This window comes from Enterococcus sp. DIV0240d, from assembly GCF_051711245.1.
In the GTDB taxonomy this organism is placed as follows: domain Bacteria; phylum Bacillota; class Bacilli; order Lactobacillales; family Enterococcaceae; genus Enterococcus_D; species Enterococcus_D casseliflavus.
Window position 1 is genome coordinate 893,304 of sequence record NZ_JBIOMG010000001.1, and the last position, 23,610, is coordinate 916,913.

Consider the following 23,610-nt stretch of genomic DNA (forward strand, 5'->3'; position numbering starts at 1 on the left):
AACCCTTTTGCCTCCATTAGCGGAACGGCAAAAGGGTTTTTGTTTGGTTAATTCTCCATGAAATCAGGCAGTTCATCCATGGTCAACCCACGGTTTTTCGCTATCAGCAATTTGATGCGGGCTTTTTGGCTATTGATGCTATTGCAGAAAATCACCCCAAGAGCTTGCAATTCGATCCCGCCGCCTAAGTAGTCATAGACCGGCTCGGCAACTCCGTTGAAGCAGCGAGAAACTAAGACGACTGGAATGTTTCTAGCAATCAGTTTTTTCAAAGGCTCTATGGTCTGCGGCGGCAGATTGCCAGCGCCTAAAGCTTCGATCACTAGTCCATCGATCAGCGAGTCGGCTAAAGCATCGAACAATTCCCCAGTCATTCCCGCATAGGCTTTGACGATCGGAAACAGACCATCGACACGATCAACATCCAAATGACGGTTATTTAACAGCTCTTGCATGAACAAGATACGGTGCTTTGTGACTAAGCCGATCGGACCTAATGTCGGGGTGCGGAATGTCGCAATATTGGTGGTGTGGGTCTTCGTAACATAACGTGCGGAATGGATTTCATCGTTCATCACGACTAAGACGCCTTTTCCTAAGGCATCAGGTGATTTCGCCACCCGAATCGCACTTTCAAAGTTATAAAGCCCGTCACTGCCGATTTCATTACTTGAGCGCATGGCGCCAGTCACCACGATCGGTAACTGACCGCCGATCGTGGTATCTAAAAAGAAGGCTGTTTCTTCCAGCGTATCGGTTCCGTGAGTGATCACGACCCCATCGACACCGCTTAAATGCGCCAGCTGGATACGTTCTTTCAGCTGCAGCATTTCTTTTGGGGTCATATGAGGACTGGGAATATTAAAAATGTCTTCGACGATCAATTCAACATCGTCGTCAATGTGGATCGGTGCATCCATCAGCGGATTGCTGACATCAGGGCTGACGCCGCCTGTCAGGGTATCTTCTTTCATGGCGATGGTGCCGCCAGTGTGCAACACGAGAATTCGTTTCATTTTTTCATCACCTGCAATGATTTATTTACTCTTAACTCAAAACTATTGTATACTATTAAAATAAGAAAACAAGGAGCGATGGGAAAAAATGATTCGAATTGGTTGTACCACATTTAGTGAACATGGCAGTCTCGTGCAAAGAAAAAACTCGAAATTATTTGAGTATGCCCGTTATTTTCCGTTAGTTGAGCTGGATACCACCTATCATTTTTTGCCAAAAGAAAAAGACGTGCGCAACTGGTTGACCCAGATTCCCGAAAATTTCCGCTTTGTGCTGAAAGTCCATCAAAGTGTGACCACCCAAGGAGATTTGCCAGATCAGTTGACCATGACCGAAGCGCTGCAGCTTTATAAAGAAGCGATCGCACCAATGGTAGAAGCAGGCAAACTCTTTTGCCTATTGGCACAGTTTCCCAACAGCTTTAAATGTACGAAAGAAAATGTCGCCTATTTAGACCAAGTGCGAGAATGGTTTGCGGGCTACCCAGTGGCGATCGAGCTGAGAGACAGCAGCTGGTATCAGCCGAAACTGTATCCGGGCATGATCGATTATATGAAGCGAAAGCAGTTTTCCTTAGTAGTTGTTGATCAGCCGAAAAAGCTATCGACCACCATTCCCCTTGATCCAACCGTGACCAATCCCGCGTTTGTCTTGTGCCGTTTTCATGGACGCAACGACAGCGGCTGGACAGCGACAGGACCAGATGCCAAAAATCTGCGGACCTTGTATCGTTATGACCAAGCCGAACTAACGGAGTTAAAACACGCAGTCCAAGCCATCGAAGCCAATGCCAAAGAAGTCGCAGTGGTCTTCAATAATAATGCCGGTCGTGATGCCGCTGACAATGCTCGCGCATTGATCGATGCGCTGCAGATCGATTACGAAGCATTAAATCCTAATCAGTTGAAATTATTTTGAGGAGTCATATGATAAAAGCAATCTTTTTTGATATTGATGGCACGCTGATTGCCAGCAACGGCAAGGCGCTTGCCAGTACCCGTGAAGCCATCAAACAAGCCCAAGCCAATGGCGTCCTCTGCGGCATTGCCACCGGACGTGGTCCGGTTGATTTAGAGAAGGTGATCGATTACTTGTCGTTAGACATGTTTATCACCTATAACGGCCAATATGTCTACACGAAGGAAAACTTGATTTATGCTAAACCTTTTCCAAAACAAACGCTGGAAGCGATCGTAGAATACGCAGATGAAAATTACCGCCAAGTCATGTTTGGCGGAGAAACGCAAGTGGCTGGTAGCTTAACGATCCGCTTAAGCCAATCACCCGTCATGCAGCGCTACTTACGCTATGTACCGAAAAAATTTCCCGTCGGTTTTTTAAAGAAAGTCTTGCAGCGCTTTAGTCCCAATCGCAACGCCAAGCGCTATGAATCGTTGGATATTTTACGAGAGCCCATCTATCAGTGCATTATGCTGAGCCCTGAGTCAGAGCGCGAAAAATTACGGTCCAAGCTGCCGCAATGTGATTTTAAGCGATCCAATGCCTATTCTGTTGACATCGTGCCGAAAAACGGTTCGAAAATCAAAGGCATCAAAGAGTTTTTGGCCTATGAAGGGATCGCGATGGAAGAAGCGATGGCATTTGGGGATCATTTTAATGATGTGGAAATGTTAGAAGGCGTGGGGATCGGGGTTGCGATGGGCAATGCCCAGCCCATCACTAAAGCCAGTGCTGACTTTGTGACGGATACCAACGATCATGACGGCATCAAGAAAGCCTTGATCCATTTTGGCATCATTGATGAGGATGCCCAAGGCAGAGAATGAATAAAAAAATAAGCAAGTAGCCAATCTATGAAGCAACGTAGAAGACGGCGCAGAACCATGAAACAGAACCATGAGAAAAAGCAGAAAGAAGCGAGCAAAATGAGTCCATTTGAAATGACGGAAGAGTTTCATAAAACCTTTGATCCAACGCGACCGCCATATCCACAAGCTTTTTCAGCGGAAAAAGCCCAGTTTCGTGCTGGTTTTAAAATTGAAGAATTAGTTGAGTTCCTTTATGCTGCCAGCAACAATGACGAAGAGACCTTCCAATCAGGTCTGGAGCATTTGCATCAAGCGATCGATCAAGCCCAAGCCAAGCTGGCTGCCAAACAACAGCCTGTCAGTGATTCACTAGTAGAACAAGTCGATGCGCTTTGTGATCTGCTGTATTTTACCTATGGCTCGTTTTCACTGTTAGGGGTCGATCCAGCGCCGATCTTGGCTATCGTTCATGACGCCAACATGGGAAAACTTTTCCCAGATGGGCAGCCCCATTATGATCCTGAGACCCACAAAGTCATGAAGCCGAGCGATTGGGAAGAACGGTATGCTCCTGAACCGCGAATCAAGGCAGAAATCAACCGCCAATTGGCACAAAAACAAGCGCAAGCCCAAGAATCGTCAGAATAAAAACCAAACGTGCCAGTTGCCCGTTCCGATTGCTTATCAGCAAAAGGAGTGGTGCAACTGGCACGTTTGGTTTAATCAAAGAAAGTGTAGTAAAGGGTTCTGACAGCGGCTTTTTCTTGTTCTTTGTGGATACCGAACATGATGCTGACCTCAGAGGACCCTTGGTTGATCATCTCTAAGTTGATATTTTTCCGCGCAAGGGCAGCGGTACTGTCGGCAGTGATCCCGACTCGTTGACGCATTCCTTCACCAACGACAACGACCATGGATAGATCGTGGGTCATTCGCAGTTCATCGGGATCGATCTCGTAGGCGATCTTGCGCAGCAATTCTTCTTCCAATACTGGATTCAACTGGTTGGAGCGCATAATGATCGAGATATCATCGATTCCTGAAGGCATGTGTTCATAATTTAAATCAAATTCACGGAAAATCTCTAAGACCCGTAACGTGAACCCAACTTCGCGGTTCATCAAGTATTTGCGGATATAGATCATACAAAAGCCTTCGTCACTGGCAACGCCGATCACGGGCTGATCCAAATTGTCTCTCTGGTTGGTGATCAAGGTACCGGGATGACTTGGATTATTGGTGTTTTTGATCACCACGGGAATTTTCGCATGGTATGAAGGCATCAACGCCTCATCGTGCAACACAGTAAAGCCTGCATAAGACAGCTCTCGCATTTCTCGGTAGGTCACTTCTTTGATGGACTCTGGATGATGAACATAGCCTGGATGAGCAGAAAAAATCCCATCGACATCGGTAAAGTTTTCGTACAATTCTACTTGCAGACCAGCCGCCACGATGGCACCAGAAATATCTGATCCTCCTCGAGAGAAGGTACAGATCTCGCCCGCTTCTGTGTAACCAAAGAAGCCAGGAATCACTAAGATTTCAGGACTGTCGCGCCATTGTGCGATCTTGGCGTACGACTTGTTCAAGATACGGGCGTTTTGAGGTTCATCCGTCACCAGCAGCCCAAGTTCTTGCGGATTCATGTAGCGAGCAGCTAACCCACGGCTTTGTAAAATCCCTGCGATCAATTTGGCGTTGTTGTCTTCGCCGCTTGCCAAGACTGTATCATAAAGATGCGGATTGTCTTGGGTAGGCAGTGTTTGAAAAGCCGCCAATGATTGCCAGATGCGATCTAAATGGACTTGTTCGATACCAAAGGGGGCGGCGATCGCTGTATAGCGGGCATAGATTTCTTCTATTAAATCAGTGATCTCTCCTTGGGCACACAGACGGGTACAGACAGCTAGTAACAGATCGGTGACTTTCTGATCGTCGCTGGAACGCTTACCAGGCGCTGAAACAACAACAAACCGTCTTTTAGGATCACTTTCAATTATCGCAACAACTTTTTCGACTTGTTCGGCTGAGGCAAGGGAACTGCCTCCGAATTTCGCTACTTTCATTTGACATTACTCCTGTTCAAGCTTTTTACTAGAGTACAGTTTCAATAGGGAGAAATCAAGCGGTTTCTTGAAAAAAATCGGAAAAATCAGAAAAAAAGTCACTTGTTGATGTAAATTTCACGATTTGTTTTCATTATCGCTGGAAAAGCCGTGATTTATTTTATTCGATGCGAAAAAAGTCGATCTTTTTTGCCTCAATCTAATGCTTGATTTTTTTCTTTATGCTATAATCTAGCGTAGATGCTTTTTTATAAAGGGACTATCTGTCCTTTTTATACTCAACGAACTTATCAATCAATCTGCTGATCAGCAGGTTTTAGACGAAACATGTATATTTGAAAATTGGAGGAACCACAAAATGGGAACTAATATCATCTTTGGAATTGTCATTGCCATCATCATCATCGCAGCGGTCTTGTATGCAATTGGCTTTTTCATGCGGAAGAAAAACCAAGAAAAGCTGAATGACTTGGAAAAACGCAAAGAAAATCTGTTTGACTTGCCGGTGATCGAAGAAGTCGATGAAGTAAAAAGAATGCACTTGGTTGGTCAAAGTCAAAACACCTTCCGTGAGTGGAACCAACAATGGACAGATATCTCCACAAAATCTTTTGCTGAACTTGAAAGTCAAATCTTTGAAGTGGAAGAGCTGAACGAACGCATCCGCTTTTTTAAAGCAAAAGGGGCGATCGTCCAAGCCGAAGCGACCATGGACGAGATGGAACGCCAAGTGGAAGAGATTCGCGCAGGCTTGAAAGAATTACGAGAAAGTGAAGAACGAAATTCACTGGAAGTTCAAAAAGCGCTGGATGTTTACGAAGACTTGAAGAAGAAGCTGCGGGATCAAGGCGAAGAATTCGGTCCTGCCTACAATGAGCTGCAAAAACAAATCAAAAACATTGAAATTGAGTTCACCCAATTTGTTACCTTAAATACTTCAGGCGATCCTGTGGAAGCACGGGAAGTGTTAGACCAAGCGGAAAAACACACCTATGAAGTGGAAGACTTAATGAAACGGATCCCAGCGGCGTACGAAGAATTAAATCGTACCTTCCCTGATCAGTTGAAAGAAATCCAAGAAGGTTATAAAAAATTATTAGAACAAAAATATGTGTTCCCAGAAGCAAACTTCCAAGAAGAAATCAATCGTGTGAAAAAACGGGTTGAAAACTCCATGAACGATCTAGCGAAAACAGAAGTCGCTTCCGTTGAAGTGGCAAGCCGTGATACTGCAAGTGATATTGATGCCTTGTATACGGTGATGGAACGTGAGATCAATGCCAAGAAATATGTCATGAAAAATCGTCAGATCATCGAAGACTACATTGACCATGCAACGAAGAACAACCGTCAGTTGTTGATCGAGTTGGATCATACGGCACAAAGCTATACTTTGAATCATAATGAATTGGGTCGCGTCCGCGGCTTCCAAACCGAAGTGGACGAATTGGCTCGCCGCAACAACGAGTACTTACCGAAATTGGAAAAACATGAGATTCCTTATTCAGAAGTGCAAAGCTTCTACAAAGATGCCTACAAGATTTTGGATGATGTGGAAAGCCAGCAAGTTGAAATCGATGATTCTCTTGCGGAATTACGTCGTGGCGAAAAAGTTGCACAAGAAAAAGTGGAAAGCTTCGAATTCCGTCTACGCAACTTGAAACGGTTTGTTGAGAAACAACGCTTACCTGGTTTGCCAGGCGAGTATTTAGAATTCTTCTTCGTGGCAACGGATCGTGTCGAAGAATTAGGCAAAGAATTGAACAAGATTCGCATCAACATGCAAGAAATCAATAAATTGGTTTCTGTCTGTGAAGAAGATCTTGATCTTTTAGATGAACAAACAAAAGACTTAGTGGATGCTGCGGCATTGACTGAACAAATGATGCAATATGCCAACCGCTATCGTCATTCTCATCCAGATATCAAGGCAGCGATCGACAAATCACTTTACTTGTTTAGTAAAGAATATCGCTACCAAGATGCGCTAGATGAAATCGGCACAGCGTTGGAACGAGTAGAACCAGGTGCCTTCAAACGGATCGAAAACTTCTACTTCAATAACCGCGACTTAGTATAATACGAAAGCCAGCAGTGAAAAACTGACTGGCTTTTTTCATGGAAAGAATGGCTCGCTGCATGAGTACCGCTTACGAAGGAAGGAAAAGTTTCCTTTAAAAAAAGCCAAAGCCAGCGAGTCACCTTGAAACTCAGCCCAAGAGCAGTTATAATGGGAAAGAATTTTTTTAGAGAAAGGGTCCTATCATTGATCTATTTTGACAACAGTGCAACAACCGCTATTTATCCACAAGCTTTAAATACATATGTCCAAGTCAGTCAGCGAATCATCGGCAATCCCTCAAGCCTGCATGATTTAGGAAACCAAGCCAATCGCCTGCTGCAGCAATCTCGTCAACAGATCGCCGATCTGTTAAACGTTTCTTCCAAAGAGATCGCATTTACCAGTGGGGGGACTGAAGGAGACAACTGGGTCATCAAAGGGACTGCTTTAGCGAAAAAAGCCTATGGGAATCACCTGATTATTTCCAGTATTGAACACCCTGCCGTCAGTGAAACAGCGGCTCAATTAGCCGAGTTAGGGTTTGAGGTCAGTGTTGTGCCTGTCGATGCCCAAGGCTTTGTCAACGTGTCTGAATTAGCAAACATGATTCGCAAAGAAACGATTTTGGTTTCGGTGATGGCGGTCAATAATGAGGTAGGATCGATCCAACCGATCCATGAGATCGCAGCTGTGCTAGCTGACCATCCAACGATCCATTTCCATGTGGATGCCGTCCAAGCCATCACAAAGGTGCCGCAAGAACAATGGTTCAATGAGCGGGTCGATTTTGCCGTGTTCTCTGCGCATAAATTTCATGGACCTCGTGGCGCAGGCTTTATCTATTGGAAACAAGGCCGTAAGCTGGCGCCATTGATGACCGGCGGTGGGCAAGAGCAAAACCAGCGCAGCGGTACCGAAAATGTACCAGCAATCGTTGCTATGGCAAAAGCCCTACGTTTAGCGACAGAACAAAAGGCTGAAAAGCCGAACCATGTTCAATTATTAAAAGGCTATTTGCAAGAAGCACTGGCTGGGTACGAGAAAGTCACGCTTTTTTCTGGCACAGAAGGGTTTGCGCCGCATATACTTTGTTTTTCATTAAAAGGGATCCGAGGAGAAGTCTTAGTCCATGCCTTTGAAGAAAAGCAGATCTATCTTTCGACGACGAGCGCTTGTTCCTCCCGTAAAAAGATGGCCAGCAGTACGCTTCATGCGATGCACGTTCCAGAACAGTTAGCAACATCGGCTGTTCGTATCAGTTTAGATGAGAGCAATACAATGGCAGAAGTCGAGCAGTTTCTGATCGTCTTCCACCAGTTGTACCAAAAATTTTCGAAAATCAATTAAGCACGACAGACCACTATAAAATCAATCCAAATCAAAGGAGTTTTCTCGTGAATTATTCAGAAATCATGGTTCGTTATGGCGAACTGTCAACAAAGGGCAAAAATCGTCGTAGTTTTATTATGCAATTAGCTTCAAACGTCAAACGTACCTTAGCAGATTATCCCCATGTCAAAGTTCATGCCGAGCGAGATCGCATGCACTTGCTATTGAACGGTGAAAACAGCCAAGAGATCATTCCTAAGCTGCAAAAAGTCTTTGGGATTCAAAACTTTTCCCCCAGCATTCGGGTCGAAAAAGATATCGAAGTATTAAAGAAAGCCGTTCAAGACGTCATGGCAGAGATCTATACGGGTATTGAGACCTTCAAAATCACAGCCAAGCGCAGTGATCATTCGTTTGTGCAAGATAGCAACCAGTTGAATTTGACCTTAGGGAATGCGGTGATCGACCGTTTTCCTGATATCAAAGTCCAAATGAAAAAACCAGACATCAATTTGCGTGTAGAAATACGGATCGATGGCGCTTATTTGTCTTATGAAACGATCCAAGGAGCCGCTGGGCTGCCAGTGGGCACCAGTGGAAAGGGAATGTTGATGCTTTCTGGCGGTATCGATTCGCCAGTTGCAGGCTACTTTGCCATGAAACGCGGCGTTGAGATCGAAGCGGTCCATTTCGCAAGTCCTCCTTATACGAGTGAACAAGCGTTGCAAAAAGCCAAAGATTTAACGAAGAAGCTTGCGCCTTATGTGGGAAGCATCCAGTTTATCGAAGTTCCGTTTACAGAAATTCAAGAAGAAATCAAAAATCGTGTGCCACAAGGCTATTGGATGACCATCACCCGTCGGATGATGCTGCGTTTGACGGATGCGATTCGGGAAGCTCGTCATGGCTTGATCATCTTAAATGGTGAATCATTAGGACAAGTGGCTTCACAAACTTTGCATAGCATGGTCGCCATCAATGAAGTAACCAATACGCCGATCGTGCGCCCAGTGGCAACGATGGACAAATTGGAAATCATTGAAGTTGCCGAAGCCATTGATACCTTTGAATTATCAGTTCAGCCGTTTGAGGATTGCTGCACAATCTTTGCACCTCCTCAACCAAAGACGCGCCCAAGACTGGATAAGGTCCACCAGTATGAAGAACGTCTCGATATCGAAGGGATGATGGAACGTGCGATGGCTGGGTTGAAACTGGAAGCAATCACGGCAAATCAAGAGAAAGCAGCAACGGAATTCGCTGAATTTTTATAATAAAACCCCGATTTTAATGCTACGACCACAACTGTTTTTGAACATTTGTGGTCGTTTTTCATCGAGTGAGAGAGTTTGTGAATATTTTCTTGCTATTGAAAATGGAACATGCTACACTCAATATGTGAATCATTTAACAAGGAGGGTGGACAGGATGGAAGCATTAAGAGATAAAAAACTTCCGAAAGCGACGGCAAAACGTTTGCCAGCTTATTTACGACACTTAAAATTACTGGATGCCTCTGGTATTCAGCGAATCAAATCAAAAGAGTTTGCAGAAATCACGCAAGTTCCTTCAGCCACGATCCGCCGAGATTTTTCTCATCTAGGAGAATTGGGCAGAAGTGGCTATGGCTATGATGTTCCTTATCTGATTGAGGTATTGAGCTATATCTTAGAAACCAATGAAGAGAAAAAAATCGCCTTGATTGGTTATGGAAATTTAGGAAAAGCGTTAGCCAACAACAATTTTCGCAGAAATGAAAATCTTTCCGTGGTCGCGGTTTTTGACAATGATCCAGAAATGATTGGTCAGACCATTAGTGGGCGTTATGTCTATGGAATGGATCAATTGGCGGAAGTCGTAGCAGAAAAAGGGATCACCGTAGCGATTTCGACCGTTCCTAGTCGTTATTCGCAAATGGCGATCGATGCGATCGTGGATGCTGGGATCACAGCGATTTTAAATTTTGCCCCTGATCCCGTCATCGTGCCAAAAGACGTCAATATCCAATACATTGATTTGACGACAGAATTACAAACATTGATCTTTTTTGATACGACCTACTCGCAAAAATCGAAAGTCTGAGCAAATCCTTTTCGTTTTTTGACAATCTTTCTTATACTGGGAGAAAATGCTATAGGAGAGATGTTATGCAAGTTACACGCAAAGAAACGGTTTATGAGATGCCTGGCAACCAACCAAACGTAGGGGATAAAGCAGCTGATTTTCGCTTGAAAAGTTTAGAGGACAAGGAATACACACTGACTGATTTTTTAGGAAAACCAACGATCATCAGCGTGGTTCCCGATATCGTGACACGCGTCTGTGCATTGCAGACCAAGCGTTTCAACCAAGAAGCAAGTCAATTGGATGACATCCATTTTGTCACGATTTCTAACAATACAAAAGAAGAACAAGCGCAATGGTGCGGCCAAGAAGGCGTCGACATGATCATGCTTCATGATCCGGCGAATACCTTCGGTGAGGCCTATCAAATCATGATCCCAGACTTCGGTCATTTTGCCCGAGCAATTTTCGTTTTAGACCGTGAAGGCGTGATCCAACACGTTGAGATCGTGCCTGAGATCTCCCACGAACCGGATTATCAAGCAGCCATTGATGCTGCGAAAGCAAACCTCTGATTGACTTTCAAAAAAGTTCATTGTAGAATGTAGCAAGATGAAACAAGAATCTATGATAGCAAGACAATGTTCAAGAGGAGTATCAGTGACCCTGGCGGTCAGAGAGAAGTCGGTCGGTGCAAGACTTCCCCAGACACTGAAAAGGTAGCTTGAAGGTCTTTGATCCGAACCACGGTTTGTTTCTTGCAGACAAAGCCGCACAGTAAGATCAAGCGCGTCGTGAACGTTACCTCACGTCAAAGTGGCAGAGCAATCTGCAATTTAGGTGGTACCGCGTATCAGCGCCCTAATGCCTCGGCATTAAGGCGCTTTTTGCTGTGAATCACTGCGAGTGGCCCACAAAGTGGGACAGAGCAGATGATGAACAGTACTAGGCGACCATAGGGAGCGTAGTAACCATACTAGGAATCACAATGAGTGGCCCACAAAGTGGGACAGAGCAGATGATGAACAGTACTAGGCGACCATAGGGAGCGTAGTAACCAAACTAGGAATCACATTGAGTGGCTTGCGGAGCAAGACAGAATAGATGATGAACAGTACTCGAAGTCATCAAAATTGGTTCACGAAGCGAGCCAGATCGTTTGCCAAAAGTCCTAAGACACAATAGCGGATCACGGAAGTGTGCCTTGACCTCTGTAAGCAACGTTTTTTTTACGAATAACAAGCGTGGCGTCAACAAACAGCTGATAATTACCACGGCACTAATCCTGAACGATTCAAACATTGTCACGCTTTACCCAGCAACAGGCACAAAAAAACCACACCAACCATTACGTCTAAAAAACGTAACTTTAGGAGGACCAACAATGACAGAAACTGAAAATCTATCCACCAAGTACAATCCCCAAGAAGTAGAAGCGGGGCGCTACCAAGATTGGTTAGAACATGACCGTTTTAAACCAAGCGGCAACAAAGAAGCAAAACCTTATTCTATCGTGATTCCACCACCAAATGTAACAGGAAAATTGCACTTAGGTCATGCCTGGGATACCACGTTACAAGACATCATCATTCGTCAAAAACGGATGCAAGGGTATGACACCTTATGGCTACCAGGTATGGACCATGCCGGGATCGCTACCCAAGCCAAAGTAGAAGAAAAGCTGCGGGAACAAGGGATTTCTCGCTACGACCTTGGTCGGGAAAAATTCGTTGAACAAGTATGGGATTGGAAAGAAGAATATGCCGGTCACATTCGGGAACAATGGGCGAAACTAGGTTTATCTCTAGACTATAGCCGTGAACGGTTCACATTAGATGATGGATTATCCGAAGCGGTCCGTAAAGTTTTCGTGACGCTATATGAAAAAGGCTTGATCTATCGTGGCGAGTACATCATCAACTGGGATCCGCAAGCCCGCACGGCATTATCTGATATTGAAGTGATCCACAAAGACATCGAAGGTGCTTTTTACCATATGTCTTACGAATTAGCAGATGGCAGCGGTGTGGTGGAGATCGCAACGACTCGTCCAGAAACGATGCTGGGGGATACAGCAGTCGCGGTTCATCCAGAAGATGAACGTTATCAAGCATTGATCGGTAAAAAAGTGATTTTGCCTTTGGTCAATAAAGAGATCCCAATCATCGCAGATGAGTACGTGGACCAAGAATTTGGAACTGGGGTCGTAAAAATCACTCCTGCCCATGACCCGAATGACTTTGAGGTCGGTAACCGCCATGACCTACCACGGGTCAATGTCATGAATGATGACGGAACAATGAACGACTTAGCAGGTACTTATGCAGGCATGGATCGTTTTGCTGCTCGTAAGCAAATCGTGAAAGACTTAGAGGCGTTAGGTCGTCTGATCAAAATCGAAAAAATGGTCCATAGTGTAGGGCACTCAGAACGGACAGGCGTAGTAGTCGAACCTCGTTTGTCGACACAATGGTTCGTAAAAATGGAGCCATTAGCAAAACAAGCCATCGACAACCAAGAAACCGACGATGCGGTGGACTTTTATCCGCCACGTTTCAACCAAACATTCTTACGTTGGATGGAAAATGTCCATGACTGGGTGATCTCTCGTCAGTTGTGGTGGGGCCATCAAATCCCAGCTTGGTACCACAAAGAAACGGGAGAAATGTATGTAGGACTTGAAGCGCCAGCGGATGCCGAAAATTGGCAGCAAGATCCAGACGTATTGGATACCTGGTTTAGTTCTGCTTTATGGCCGTTTTCAACAATGGGGTGGCCAGATGAGACCAATGAAGATTTCCAACGCTACTTCCCAACCAATACATTAGTGACTGGCTATGACATTATCGCATTTTGGGTAAGCCGTATGATCTTCCAAAGCTTGGAATTTACTGGCAAACGACCATTTGAAAATGTCTTGATCCACGGATTAATCCGTGATGAACAAGGTCGCAAAATGAGTAAGTCTCTTGGAAACGGGATCGATCCGATGGAAGTCATTGAACAATATGGTGCCGATGCATTGCGTTGGTTCTTATCAAATGGCTCTGCACCGGGGCAAGACGTGCGTTTCAGCTATGAGAAAATGGATGCCGCTTGGAACTTCATCAATAAAATTTGGAATGCTTCCCGTTTCGTCTTGATGAATGTCAGCGAAATGACTGCTGAAGACATTGATTTTTCTGGTGAAAAATCAGTGGCGGATCGTTGGATCTTGACGCGCTTGAATGAAACGATTGAAAAAGTCACTGACCTTTTTGAACGCTTCGAATTTGGGGAAGCGGGTCGTCAATTATACAACTTTATCTGGGATGACTTCTGTGACTGGTACATTGAAATGTCGAAAGAAACCTTATACGGTGACAATGAAGCAGCGAAACAAGTCAATAAGAGCATCTTAGTCCATGTTCTTGATCAAATTTTACGCTTGTTGCACCCAATCATGCCATTTGTTACAGAAGAAATCTGGAGCAAACTGCCGCATACAGGGGAATCATTAGTTGTTGCTGAGTATCCACAAGTGGCACCAGAATGGACCGATGAAAAAGCGGCGCAAGGGATGGAAGTGTTGAAAGAATTGATTCGTTCGGTTCGAAACATCCGTGCAGAAGTAAACACACCACTTTCGAAACCAATCACTTTGCTGATCCAAGCAAATGAGCCTGAGATCGAAGAATTCTTGATCGCCAACAAAAACTATATCGAACGCTTCTGTAATCCAGAAGAACTAGAAATCTCTAACAGCTTACAAGCCCCTGAATTGGCGATGTCAGCCATCCTATCAGGCGCGACGATCTACTTGCCGCTAGCTGGGTTGATCAACATTGAAGAAGAAATCGCGCGTTTGGAGAAAGAACTAGCGAAGTTCACCCAAGAAGTTCAACGGGTACAAGGCAAATTGGCAAATGAACGCTTCGTTGCCAATGCACCAGAGGAAGTCGTAGCACAAGAACGCAGCAAAGAAGCCGATTATCTTGAAAAACAAAAAGCAGTCCAAGAACGGATCGAGCAATTGCGCACGATTCAATAGGAAGCGTCGACTGTCTGCAAACAAGCATCTCTTGTAGATGCTTGTTTTTGCGTAATCGATAGAAACCGTCAAACAAATTTCTCGTTTAAAGGAAAGAAATTGGGAAAGCTGTGTGATTTTTGATAAAATAAGAGCGAGGTGAAGGAGATGACAAGCGAAGAAGCAACAGCGTGGATCCATTCGCGTTTGGCATTTGGGCAAAGACCCGGATTGATGCGTGTCGAAGCATTATTAAAACGAATGGGCAATCCTGAAAAAAACATAACCATGATCCATATCGCCGGCACGAATGGCAAAGGATCAACCGTCAGCTATTTGCGCAGTCTTTTAGAAGAAGCTGGGCAGCAAGTGGGGACTTTTACTTCCCCGCACATTGAAGCGTTCAATGAACGGATCGAAATCAATGGACAATTTATATCAGATGAGGATTTGGTCGCTTGGGTGGAAAAAATCCAGCCGCTGGTTGCTGAAATCGATCGTGATGAAACCTTGACGGGCATCACTCAGTTTGAGATCATTACTGCCATGGCATTAGGCTATTTTGAAGAAAAAAACGTCGATGTTGCGATAATGGAAGTTGGCCTAGGGGGACTTTTAGATAGTACCAACGTTATTTCCCCGATGTTGACAGCGATCACGACGATCGGCATGGATCATATGGATGTCTTAGGCGATACCATTGAAAAAATCGCTGCCCATAAGGCGGGGATCATCAAGCCACAAATTCCCCTTGTGACTGGCAATATCGTTGAAAGCGCGCTTTCGATGATCGATTTGAAAGCTGCAGAAGCACAGGCACCTGCGTATCATGCAGGGGAAGAGTACCGTGTGACCTATCGTCATCCTGATGAAGAGTGGGGCGAATTGTTTGATTTTGAAAATGAGCATGGCAAAATCAAAGGCTTGAAAACACCGATGTTAGGCCGCCATCAACCAGAAAATGCCGGTGTTGCGATCCAATTGTACAGTCTGTATTGCGACCTGCGGCAGCTGCCATTTTCAGCTAAAGAAATTCGTAATGGGCTAAGAAAGGCCTATTGGCCCGCCCGAATGGAACGAATCAGCAGTGAACCACTGGTGATCATCGATGGCGCCCATAACGTGCATGCCATGGCTCGCTTGGTGGATACGATGAAAGAAGAGTTCAGCGACTATCGCATCCATGTGCTGTTCTCAGCCTTAGAAACCAAAAACGTCAATGAGATGCTTCAGCAATTGCTGGCAATTCCGCAAGCCGAGATTTATTTAACGACCTTTGATTTCCCAAAAGCATTGCATTTAGCAGACGGCTATCAGGAACTCGATGAAAAACGAATCTCAACCGTCTCTTTATGGCAGTTTGGCTTGGCAGAATTATTAGAAAAAATGACCAATGAAGATTTGCTGCTGGTGACAGGATCGTTGTATTTTGTTTCAGAAGTTCGTGAATTGTTGTTGGCAATAGGAGGAAGAAATGGCTAAGTTACGTGGTGTGATTTTCGATATGGACGGTTTGATTTTTGACACGGAGCTGCTCTATTACCAAGCAACTCAAATCGTGGCGGATCAAATGGGGATTCCCTATACAAAAGAGTTGTATTTAGCTTATGTGGGGGTCTCGGATGAAGAAGTCTGGGCAGCTTACCATGAGCGATTCGACGAAGCCTTTGGCCATCAAATGATCGAAGACTTTATCCAAGCGGCTTTTCAGCAAACGCTGGAAATGTTCCAACGGGGCGAGGCTGAATTGAAGCCGGGCATCTACGAGTTATTGCATTATCTTGATGAGAAAAAGATTCCCCGAGTGTTGGCGTCTAGCAACCAGCGCAAAGTGATCGATACCTTGCTGGAAGCAGCAGGCTTAACGGCGGAATTTCCTGAGATAGTCTGCTTTGATGATGTCACACGGGCAAAACCAGATCCTGAGATTTTTGAAAAAGCCCACGCATTATTGGCGGTACCAAAAGAAGAATTGGTGATCCTTGAAGATTCGGCTAACGGTATTCATGCTGCTCATGGGGCAGGGATCTCAGTCATTATGATTCCCGATTTGATCGCACCGACGACCATCATTGAAGAAAAAGTCTTGAAAGTCTTACCATCACTAGAGGATGTCCCAGATTTTCTAGAAACCGCCTTTTCAATCTAACTGTGATTTTTTGCGCACCTGATTCATGAAATACTCTCTCCTTTGCGTATCTTTTATTAGACCGACGCAAAGGAGTTTTTTTATGATCAATGAAACAGTGATTCCCCAAAGCTCGTTTCCCCGAGAGCGTTTAGTAGAATATGGAGTGGATGCCCTTTCGAATCAAGAATTATTGGCCATTTTGCTGCGAACTGGCTCACGTCCTCTGAATGTCCTCGAATTAGCGGCCAGTGTCTTGAATCGTTTTCAAGAATTGTATGAACTAAAGCAAGCGACGATCGATGAATTACAAGAAATTCGCGGCGTCGGACAAATCAAAGCCATCGAGATCAAAGCGATGGTTGAATTAGGTGTGCGAATCCAGCGCTCCGCTCAACCAAAGTACGGTAAGGTCAACTCTAGTATGGCGATCGCCCATCAGTTGATCCAAGAGTTGAAGGATTGTCGTCAAGAGCATTTACTAGGGCTATATTTGAATACGAAAAATGAGATCATTCAGAAAAAAACGATCTTCATCGGATCGTTGAATCAGTCGATCGCTCACCCACGGGAGATTTTTCATTGGGCGGTACGCTACAGTGCCGCCCGAGTGATCGTCGTCCACAACCATCCCAGCGGCAGTCCCCAAGCCTCAGAGGCAGATCTGCTGTTTACACGCCGCTTGATCAAGTGCGGAGACTTGATGGGGATCGACATATTGGATCATTTGATCATTGGCGACAATGCCTATGTCAGTTTGCGAGAAGAGGGGCTGTGGCAACAGGAAGACGTGTGAAAATAAGCCGAGTTTGCGAACATTATTAAAAATAAAGGTGAATTGTCTAATCGTCTGTCTTGCAAAAAAATACGGGCAAGTGTAAAATATTATTGTAATTTTGTTTGCTGAATAGATGTTGAAACGCACGTTAGGCCTCTATCGCACAAAGGCAATGTTACACACAATTAAGTGCTTATGCACGAGGAGGTTTTTTTTAATGGAACAAGGTACAGTAAAATGGTTCAATGCTGAAAAAGGGTTTGGTTTTATCTCTCGCGAAGACGGTACAGACGTATTTGTACACTTTTCAGCGATCCAAGGTGAAGGATTCAAAACTTTAGAAGAAGGTCAAGCAGTAACTTTCGACGTGGAAGATTCTGATCGTGGACCTCAAGCAGTTAACGTAAACAAAGCGTAAGCTTTCAAACAAACTGCCAGTAAGAGCACTTTGAAATCAAAAACCCCAAAAGACCATCGATTCGATGGTCTTTTTTTTTCTTTTTATAACGGAAAGGAAAAGGCAGTTCTCAGTAACCTGAGAACTGCCCTTGCATGTAAGATTATAAATCGTCCGGCGTCATGATCATCGAAAGGATCATTGGATGACGCTCGGTTTTTTCAAATAGGAATGGCTGTAACGCCGAAGACATCGCTTCTCTTAATTTGTGTTCTGTTGGGTCTGGTTGGTTCAAGACTTCCCGCAATGCACGGAAGAGGATCAGCTGTGCTTCGTTGATCATCTCGCCAGATTCCCGCATATAAACAAACCCACGAGAAAGGATATCTGGTCCAGCAAGGACTTCTTTCTTCGCTACATCGACTGTCGCGACTGCTAAGACGAGGCCTTCCTCTGAAAGAATACGACGATCTCGTAAGACGACATTTCCGATATCACCGATACCGCTGCCGTCAACATAAACATCATTGGCATTGAAATGACCAGCCAAGCGAGCGGTATCCGCTGTTAAGGCCAACATGTCACCATTTTCCATAATGAAACAATTTTCTTTTGGTACACCGACATCTTGTGCCAACTGGGTGTGGATGTTCAGCATCCGAAATTCCCCGTGGACAGGCATAAAGAATTTTGGCTTCATTAGACGCAACATCAGTTTTTGTTCTTCTTGGCCACCGTGACCAGAAGTATGGATGTTGTTCAATTTGCCATGGATCACGTTTGCGCCAGCTTCCAACAACAAGTTGATCAGCTGATTGACACTCGTGGTATTTCCTGGGATCGGTGAGCTTGAGAAAATCACGGTATCATCTGGGTGAATTTGGATTTGACGGTGAGTCCCGTTGGCAATCCGACTCAAAGCAGCCATCGGCTCTCCTTGAGAACCCGTACAAAGGATCATGGTTTCGTTTGCAGGCAAACGGTTGATCTCATGAGATTCCACAAAGGTTCCATCTGGCACCTTGATATAGCCAAGGCGCTGTCCGTTGACGATCGCATTTTCCATACTGCGTCCAAAAACGGCGATTTTACGTCCAGTCGCAACCGCCGCATCTGCAGCTTGTTGGAGACGGAAAATGTTGGAGGCAAAGCTGGCAAAAATGATCCGACCATCGATTTTTTCAAAAATCTTTTGGATCGAGCTGCCGATCGTTTTTTCTGATTTGGTAAAGGTCGGAATTTCTGCATTGGTACTATCGGAAAGGAGGCAAAGGACGCCTTCTTCACCAATTTTTGCCATTTTGTGCAAGTTTGCTGGTTCGCCCACAGGCGTAAAGTCAAACTTGAAATCGCCAGTTGCGACGATATTGCCAGAAGGCGTTTTGACAACGACACCTAAAGCATCAGGGATACTGTGGGTCGTTCGGAAGAAGCTGATGGATGTTTTACGGAAACGAATCACCGTATCTTCATTGATTTCGTGTAATTCCGCATCCCGCAATAAGCCATGCTCATCTAATTTGTTGGTGATCAAAGCAAGTGCCAAGGGTCCCGCATAGATCGGGATATTGGCTTCCCGCAACAAGTAAGGGATTCCGCCAATATGGTCTTCGTGACCATGAGTGACGATCAAGCCTTTGACTTTCGGTAAATTTTGAACGATGTAGCTATAATCGGAAATGACATAGTCGATCCCAAGCAGTTCATCTTCGGGGAATTTGATTCCCGCGTCAATTAAGATGATCTCATCTTGGAATTGAACCCCATAACAGTTTTTTCCGATTTCGCCAAGTCCACCGACGCCGAATACGCCAGTCTCATTATTTTTCAGCGAAACTTTCATCTTAAAACTCCGCTAATTTGAAATCAGCGTTTTCTTTTTCGTAAGCTAAATGTTTTTCATCTAGTTCTTGAACGAACTCGATGTTGTATGGGGTATTTTGTTCAACCAGACGGCGTGCGATCACTGCATCGTCTGCTTCAATGTACAAAGAGTGGGTTTGTTCTCTCTTTGGGTTGCGGTCTTTTGTTTCTTGGTAATAAATTTTGTAAATCATATCTTTTCTCCTTTATCTGCTTTTCGCAGTAGTCTATTTGGTTGATGAATTCGCTGCATCACAAAATCGAGGTCCGAATAAAGTGACCTGAAAAGAAGGCTTCGAGAGCCGCTGCATGCTTTTTTCAGACAATCGTTGTGAGAAAAAAGAGAAAGCCTCGTCTTTGCTTTCCAAATGTCGTCATAAAAAATTCACCGGGTTTGTAAGTCGTTCCACTACAAGTATCCCTAGTTTATCACAGAAAAACGAATAAGTATAGAAACACGTCATTTTGAAAAGGCTTACTGAAAGAAAATGAAAGGACTATCGCTGAAGTTTGCTTTTTTTCGTTGAAAGTGCATTACAATAAGAATATTCCTATGCTATAGTAGAAGTAATGAAGTAAAAAAGGAGGGGATTTTTTGAAATTAATGTGGCACTACACGATGAGAAACAAGAAACTGCTGGTTTTTAATTTCATCTGTGTTTTTGGTTTTATTTTGATTGAATTAGGTTTGCCGACGTTATTGGCAAGAATGATCGACAAAGGGATCGCCGCTGGTGATCGCGACTACATATGGAAAATGGGTGCGGCGATGATCGCGATCACCATTGTGGGGATCACGATGAACATTTTGTTAGGCTATTTCACGTCACGTATCACCACTAACATTGTGGCAGATATTCGTGACGATCTTTTTGAAAAAGTCCAAGGCTATTCACATACCGAATATGAAAAAATCGGGGTTTCATCATTGATCACCCGTGTGACCAATGATGCGTATCAAATCATGCTGTTTATGCAAAGCATCTTACGGACAGGTTTGATGACACCCATGATGTTTGTGGTCAGCTTGTACATGGTCATGCGGACAAGTACACAACTAGGGTTGTATGTTTTGGGGGCATTGCCGATATTGCTGATGGCCGTCATCGCCATTGCCAAAATCTCGGAACCCTTATCCACTAAACAACAAGCCAATCTAGATAAAATCAATGGCATCTTGCGGGAAAATCTCTCTGGTTTACGAGTGATCCGTGCCTTCGTCAATGAAAAATTTGAAGAAAAACGCTTTGGCAAAGTCAACCAAGCCTATGCTTCTAGTTCTCGCAGCTTGTTTCGCTTGATGGCAACGGCACAACCGGGCTTTTTCTTCTTATTCAATATCGTGATGATCTTGATTATTTGGACGGGAAGTATTCAAATCGATCAAGGGCAACTGCAGGTCGGTGACTTGATTGCATTTATCGAATACATCTTCCATGCGCTGTTTTCTTTCATGCTGTTTGCGACTGTCTTTACGATGTATCCACGAGCGGCCGTTTCTGCGCGCCGAATCCAAGAAGCGTTAGATGCGACTTCTGAAATCAAAGAGCCAGAACAGCCAGTGACAGAAACTAAGACGAAAGGCTTCTTGGAATTCAAAAATGTTACCTTTGCTTATCCAGGACATGCTCAAAGTCCAGTGATCCGTAATGTTAGCTTTACCGCTTCACCAGGGGAAACCGTGGCGTTTATCGGTAGTACTGGAAGTGGAAAATCAACCTTGATCCAATTGATCCCACGTTTTTACGACGTCAGTGAAGGCCAAGTTTTGGTGGATGGTGTTGACGTTCGGGATTACAGCTTAACGACGTTGCGCAACAAGATCGGGTTTATCCCTCAAAAAGCGTTGCTATTTACAGGGACGATCGCAGAAAACCTACGCTATGGGAAAGAAGATGCCACGCAAGCAGAGCTGGAACGAGCAGCCGAGATTGCGCAAGCGGCAGATTTCATTTCTCGCACACCAGATGGCTTTGATGCTCACTTGGCAGAAGGCGGAACCAACTTCTCTGGCGGACAAAAGCAACGCCTAGCGATTGCCCGTGCGGTGATCCGCCAACCAGAGATCTATATTTTTGATGATAGTTTTTCTGCATTGGATTACCAAACGGATGCAAAATTGCGGGCACGCTTGAAAAAAGAAACCACAGAATCGACCGTTTTGATCGTTGCTCAACGAGTAGGAACGATCATGAATGCCGATAAGATCGTCGTCTTGAACGAAGGCGATGTGGTTGGCATCGGCACCCACAAAGAACTGCTGCAAACTTGTCCAGTATACTACGACATTGCGGCGTCACAATTATCAGAGGAGGAGTTGGCACAATGAAAGCAATCTCTTCTTTAAAACGGTTAGGTGCTTACATCAAACCGTACAAAGTACAATTTATCCTAGTCTTGCTGTTTACTGTTGCAACCGTCGGCTTCAATGCGGCAATGCCGTATGTTTCTGGATTACCGACGACAGAGATCAGCCGCAACATCGCCACTGGCGAAGGCGTTAATTTTGATTACGTGATCCTTTGCTTGATCTGGATCGCAGTCGTTGGTGTCGGTTACTGTTTCTCACAATTGATGTCAGGGCTGCTGATCACCAACGTTGTCCAATCTGCGATGCGAGATTTGCGGCAAGACATTGAAGAAAAAATCAATCGTTTGCCCGTTTCTTACTTCGACCGCAACCAACAAGGGAATATCCTGTCACGGGTGACCAATGACGTGGATGCCGTCAGCGGTGCAATGCAGCAAGCCTTGATCGGGATCGTCAATGCCTTCTTAGGAATCGTTATGGCGGTTTCCATGATGTTTTACATCAATACCTACATGGCGTTGGTTTCATTGATCATGATCCCAGCCTCCTTATTGATTTCTCGCACGATCGTCAAAAAGTCGCAAAAAGACTTCCAAGGCATGCAAAATGCGTTAGGGGATCTGAACGGCTACGTACAAGAAAACATGACTGGATTCAGTGTGTTGAAAGTGTATGGACGGGAAAAGCAAACACTTGAAGGGTTTAAAAACGTTAACCACCAGTTGCGCTATTACGGCTTTCGTTCTGCCTTTGTGTCAGGATTGATGATGCCGCTGGTGCAAATGACCGCTTACTTTACCTATATCGCAATGGCAGTCATGGGGAGCTTTTATGTGATCAGCGGCGTGATCGTTGTTGGTCAGCTGCAAGCGTTCATTCAATACATTTGGCAAGTCAGTCAGCCAATGGGGAACATTACCCAGCTGTCTTCCGTCTTGCAAAGTGCCTCAGCAGCAGCAAAACGGGTCTTTGAAATCCTAGATGAGGAAGAAGAGCCAGTCAATCAAACGGATATCCAATTGCCAGAACAAATCAGAGGCGACGTGACCTTTGAACATGTCGGCTTTGCCTATGATCCGAAAAAACCGTTGATCAAAGACTTGAACTTTGAAGTCAAAGCTGGACAAACCGTGGCGATCGTGGGACCAACAGGTGCTGGGAAAACCACTTTGATCAATTTGTTGATGCGTTTTTATGATGTCAATGAAGGGGCCATCAAGATCGACGGCATCGACACGAAGAAAATGGAACGTCACGATGTTCGGTCACTATTTGGGATGGTCTTACAAGATGCATGGTTGTACGAAGGCACGATCGGCGACAACATTCGCTTTGGGAAATTAGATGCCACCGATTATGAAGTCGTTGATGCAGCGAAAACCGCCAACGTCGATCACTTCATTCGCACGATGCCAGACGGCTACGAAATGATCATCAATTCTGAAGGGGACAATGTCTCCTTGGGGCAAAAACAATTGTTGACCATCGCTCGGGCAGTCATCTCTGATCCGAAGATCTTGATTCTCGATGAAGCCACCAGTTCGGTGGATACCCGCTTAGAAGCGCTGATTCAAAAAGCAATGGATAAAGTGATGGAAGGTCGTACCAGCTTTGTGATCGCCCATCGTTTGTCAACGATTCGTGAAGCAGATCTGATCTTAGTGATGGATCAAGGGTCGATCATTGAAAAAGGCAATCACGAGACCTTGTTGGCAGCTGGCGGCTTTTATAGCCAACTGTACCAAAGTCAATTTTCAGAAGAAGCCGAGTAAACCCAAAAGAGCGTCCAGTCTGACTGGCGCTCTTTTTGCATT

The 23,610-nt window shown here is 44.8% G+C and carries 19 protein-coding genes and 1 other annotated feature; of the genes, 15 read left to right on the forward strand and 4 right to left on the reverse strand.

The window, feature by feature from the left end:
• Positions 1–47: 47 nt before the first annotated feature.
• Positions 48–1,016, reverse strand: a complete 969-nt coding sequence (locus IGJ25_RS04225; protein ID WP_005225140.1) for an asparaginase — start codon at positions 1,014–1,016, stop codon at positions 48–50.
• 88 nt (positions 1,017–1,104) lie between these two features.
• On the opposite strand from IGJ25_RS04225, the gene IGJ25_RS04230 reads away from it, so the two are divergent.
• The 3 genes from IGJ25_RS04230 to IGJ25_RS04240 all read left to right on the forward strand — a co-directional run bounded on the left by IGJ25_RS04230 (position 1,105) and on the right by IGJ25_RS04240 (position 3,434).
• Positions 1,105–1,935 carry a DUF72 domain-containing protein gene (locus tag IGJ25_RS04230; RefSeq protein ID WP_016610430.1) on the forward strand — a complete coding sequence of 277 codons (831 nt, stop codon included), beginning with the start codon at positions 1,105–1,107 and terminating at the stop codon, positions 1,933–1,935.
• An 8-nt stretch (positions 1,936–1,943) separates the two neighbouring features.
• Positions 1,944–2,804, forward strand: coding sequence for a Cof-type HAD-IIB family hydrolase (locus IGJ25_RS04235; protein ID WP_081116800.1), 861 nt, complete (start codon positions 1,944–1,946; stop codon positions 2,802–2,804).
• Positions 2,805–2,903: 99 nt separating this feature from the next.
• Entirely contained in the window at positions 2,904–3,434 is a 531-nt protein-coding gene (locus IGJ25_RS04240; protein WP_081116806.1) for an HAD family hydrolase, read from the forward strand.
• A 71-nt stretch (positions 3,435–3,505) separates the two neighbouring features.
• On the opposite strand, the gene IGJ25_RS04245 is transcribed toward IGJ25_RS04240, so the two are convergent.
• A complete protein-coding gene (locus tag IGJ25_RS04245; RefSeq protein WP_081116799.1) occupies positions 3,506–4,855 on the reverse strand; it encodes an aspartate kinase in 1,350 nt (449 codons plus the stop codon).
• Between the two features lie 358 nt (positions 4,856–5,213).
• On the opposite strand from IGJ25_RS04245, the gene ezrA reads away from it, so the two are divergent.
• From ezrA to IGJ25_RS04295, 10 genes are all read left to right on the forward strand, one after another.
• A complete protein-coding gene (gene ezrA, locus IGJ25_RS04250) occupies positions 5,214–6,935 on the forward strand; it encodes a septation ring formation regulator EzrA (RefSeq protein WP_005225145.1) in 1,722 nt (573 codons plus the stop codon).
• A gap of 186 nt (positions 6,936–7,121) precedes the next feature.
• Complete coding sequence (locus IGJ25_RS04255) at positions 7,122–8,264, forward strand: cysteine desulfurase family protein (RefSeq protein WP_026008148.1); 1,143 nt, start codon at positions 7,122–7,124, stop codon at positions 8,262–8,264.
• Positions 8,265–8,311: 47 nt separating this feature from the next.
• A complete protein-coding gene (gene thiI / locus IGJ25_RS04260; RefSeq protein ID WP_081116798.1) occupies positions 8,312–9,520 on the forward strand; it encodes a tRNA uracil 4-sulfurtransferase ThiI in 1,209 nt (402 codons plus the stop codon).
• Positions 9,521–9,674: 154 nt separating this feature from the next.
• A complete protein-coding gene (locus IGJ25_RS04265; protein ID WP_005225148.1) occupies positions 9,675–10,328 on the forward strand; it encodes a redox-sensing transcriptional repressor Rex in 654 nt (217 codons plus the stop codon).
• Between the two features lie 65 nt (positions 10,329–10,393).
• Positions 10,394–10,885: a thiol peroxidase gene (gene tpx, locus IGJ25_RS04270; RefSeq protein WP_081116797.1), complete on the forward strand. Its 492-nt coding sequence runs from the start codon at positions 10,394–10,396 to the stop codon at positions 10,883–10,885.
• A gap of 57 nt (positions 10,886–10,942) precedes the next feature.
• Positions 10,943–11,177 (forward strand) — a binding site (T-box leader).
• Positions 11,178–11,694: 517 nt separating this feature from the next.
• On the forward strand, positions 11,695–14,340 hold the full coding sequence (locus tag IGJ25_RS04275) for a valine--tRNA ligase (RefSeq protein WP_074934637.1): 2,646 nt from the start codon (positions 11,695–11,697) through the stop codon (positions 14,338–14,340).
• A 147-nt stretch (positions 14,341–14,487) separates the two neighbouring features.
• Entirely contained in the window at positions 14,488–15,801 is a 1,314-nt protein-coding gene (locus tag IGJ25_RS04280) for a bifunctional folylpolyglutamate synthase/dihydrofolate synthase (RefSeq protein WP_081116796.1), read from the forward strand.
• Entirely contained in the window at positions 15,794–16,468 is a 675-nt protein-coding gene (locus tag IGJ25_RS04285) for an HAD family hydrolase (protein WP_081116795.1), read from the forward strand. Before IGJ25_RS04280 ends, IGJ25_RS04285 begins: the two co-directional genes overlap by 8 nt.
• Positions 16,469–16,550: 82 nt before the next feature.
• On the forward strand, positions 16,551–17,243 hold the full coding sequence (gene radC / locus IGJ25_RS04290; protein ID WP_005225154.1) for a RadC family protein: 693 nt from the start codon (positions 16,551–16,553) through the stop codon (positions 17,241–17,243).
• A gap of 199 nt (positions 17,244–17,442) precedes the next feature.
• Positions 17,443–17,643: a cold-shock protein gene (locus IGJ25_RS04295; RefSeq protein ID WP_005225155.1), complete on the forward strand. Its 201-nt coding sequence runs from the start codon at positions 17,443–17,445 to the stop codon at positions 17,641–17,643.
• A gap of 142 nt (positions 17,644–17,785) precedes the next feature.
• Here IGJ25_RS04295 and rnjA read toward each other — a convergent pair whose 3' ends face one another.
• Positions 17,786–19,465: a ribonuclease J1 gene (gene rnjA, locus IGJ25_RS04300; RefSeq protein ID WP_438779121.1), complete on the reverse strand. Its 1,680-nt coding sequence runs from the start codon at positions 19,463–19,465 to the stop codon at positions 17,786–17,788.
• A 1-nt stretch (position 19,466) separates the two neighbouring features.
• Entirely contained in the window at positions 19,467–19,679 is a 213-nt protein-coding gene (locus tag IGJ25_RS04305; protein ID WP_005225157.1) for a DNA-directed RNA polymerase subunit epsilon, read from the reverse strand.
• A 401-nt stretch (positions 19,680–20,080) separates the two neighbouring features.
• Between IGJ25_RS04305 and IGJ25_RS04310 the strand changes: the two genes are divergently transcribed.
• Complete coding sequence (locus tag IGJ25_RS04310; protein ID WP_010747462.1) at positions 20,081–21,814, forward strand: ABC transporter ATP-binding protein; 1,734 nt, start codon at positions 20,081–20,083, stop codon at positions 21,812–21,814.
• Positions 21,811–23,568: an ABC transporter ATP-binding protein gene (locus IGJ25_RS04315; protein WP_081116793.1), complete on the forward strand. Its 1,758-nt coding sequence runs from the start codon at positions 21,811–21,813 to the stop codon at positions 23,566–23,568. Before IGJ25_RS04310 ends, IGJ25_RS04315 begins: the two co-directional genes overlap by 4 nt.
• Positions 23,569–23,610 lie beyond the last annotated feature (42 nt).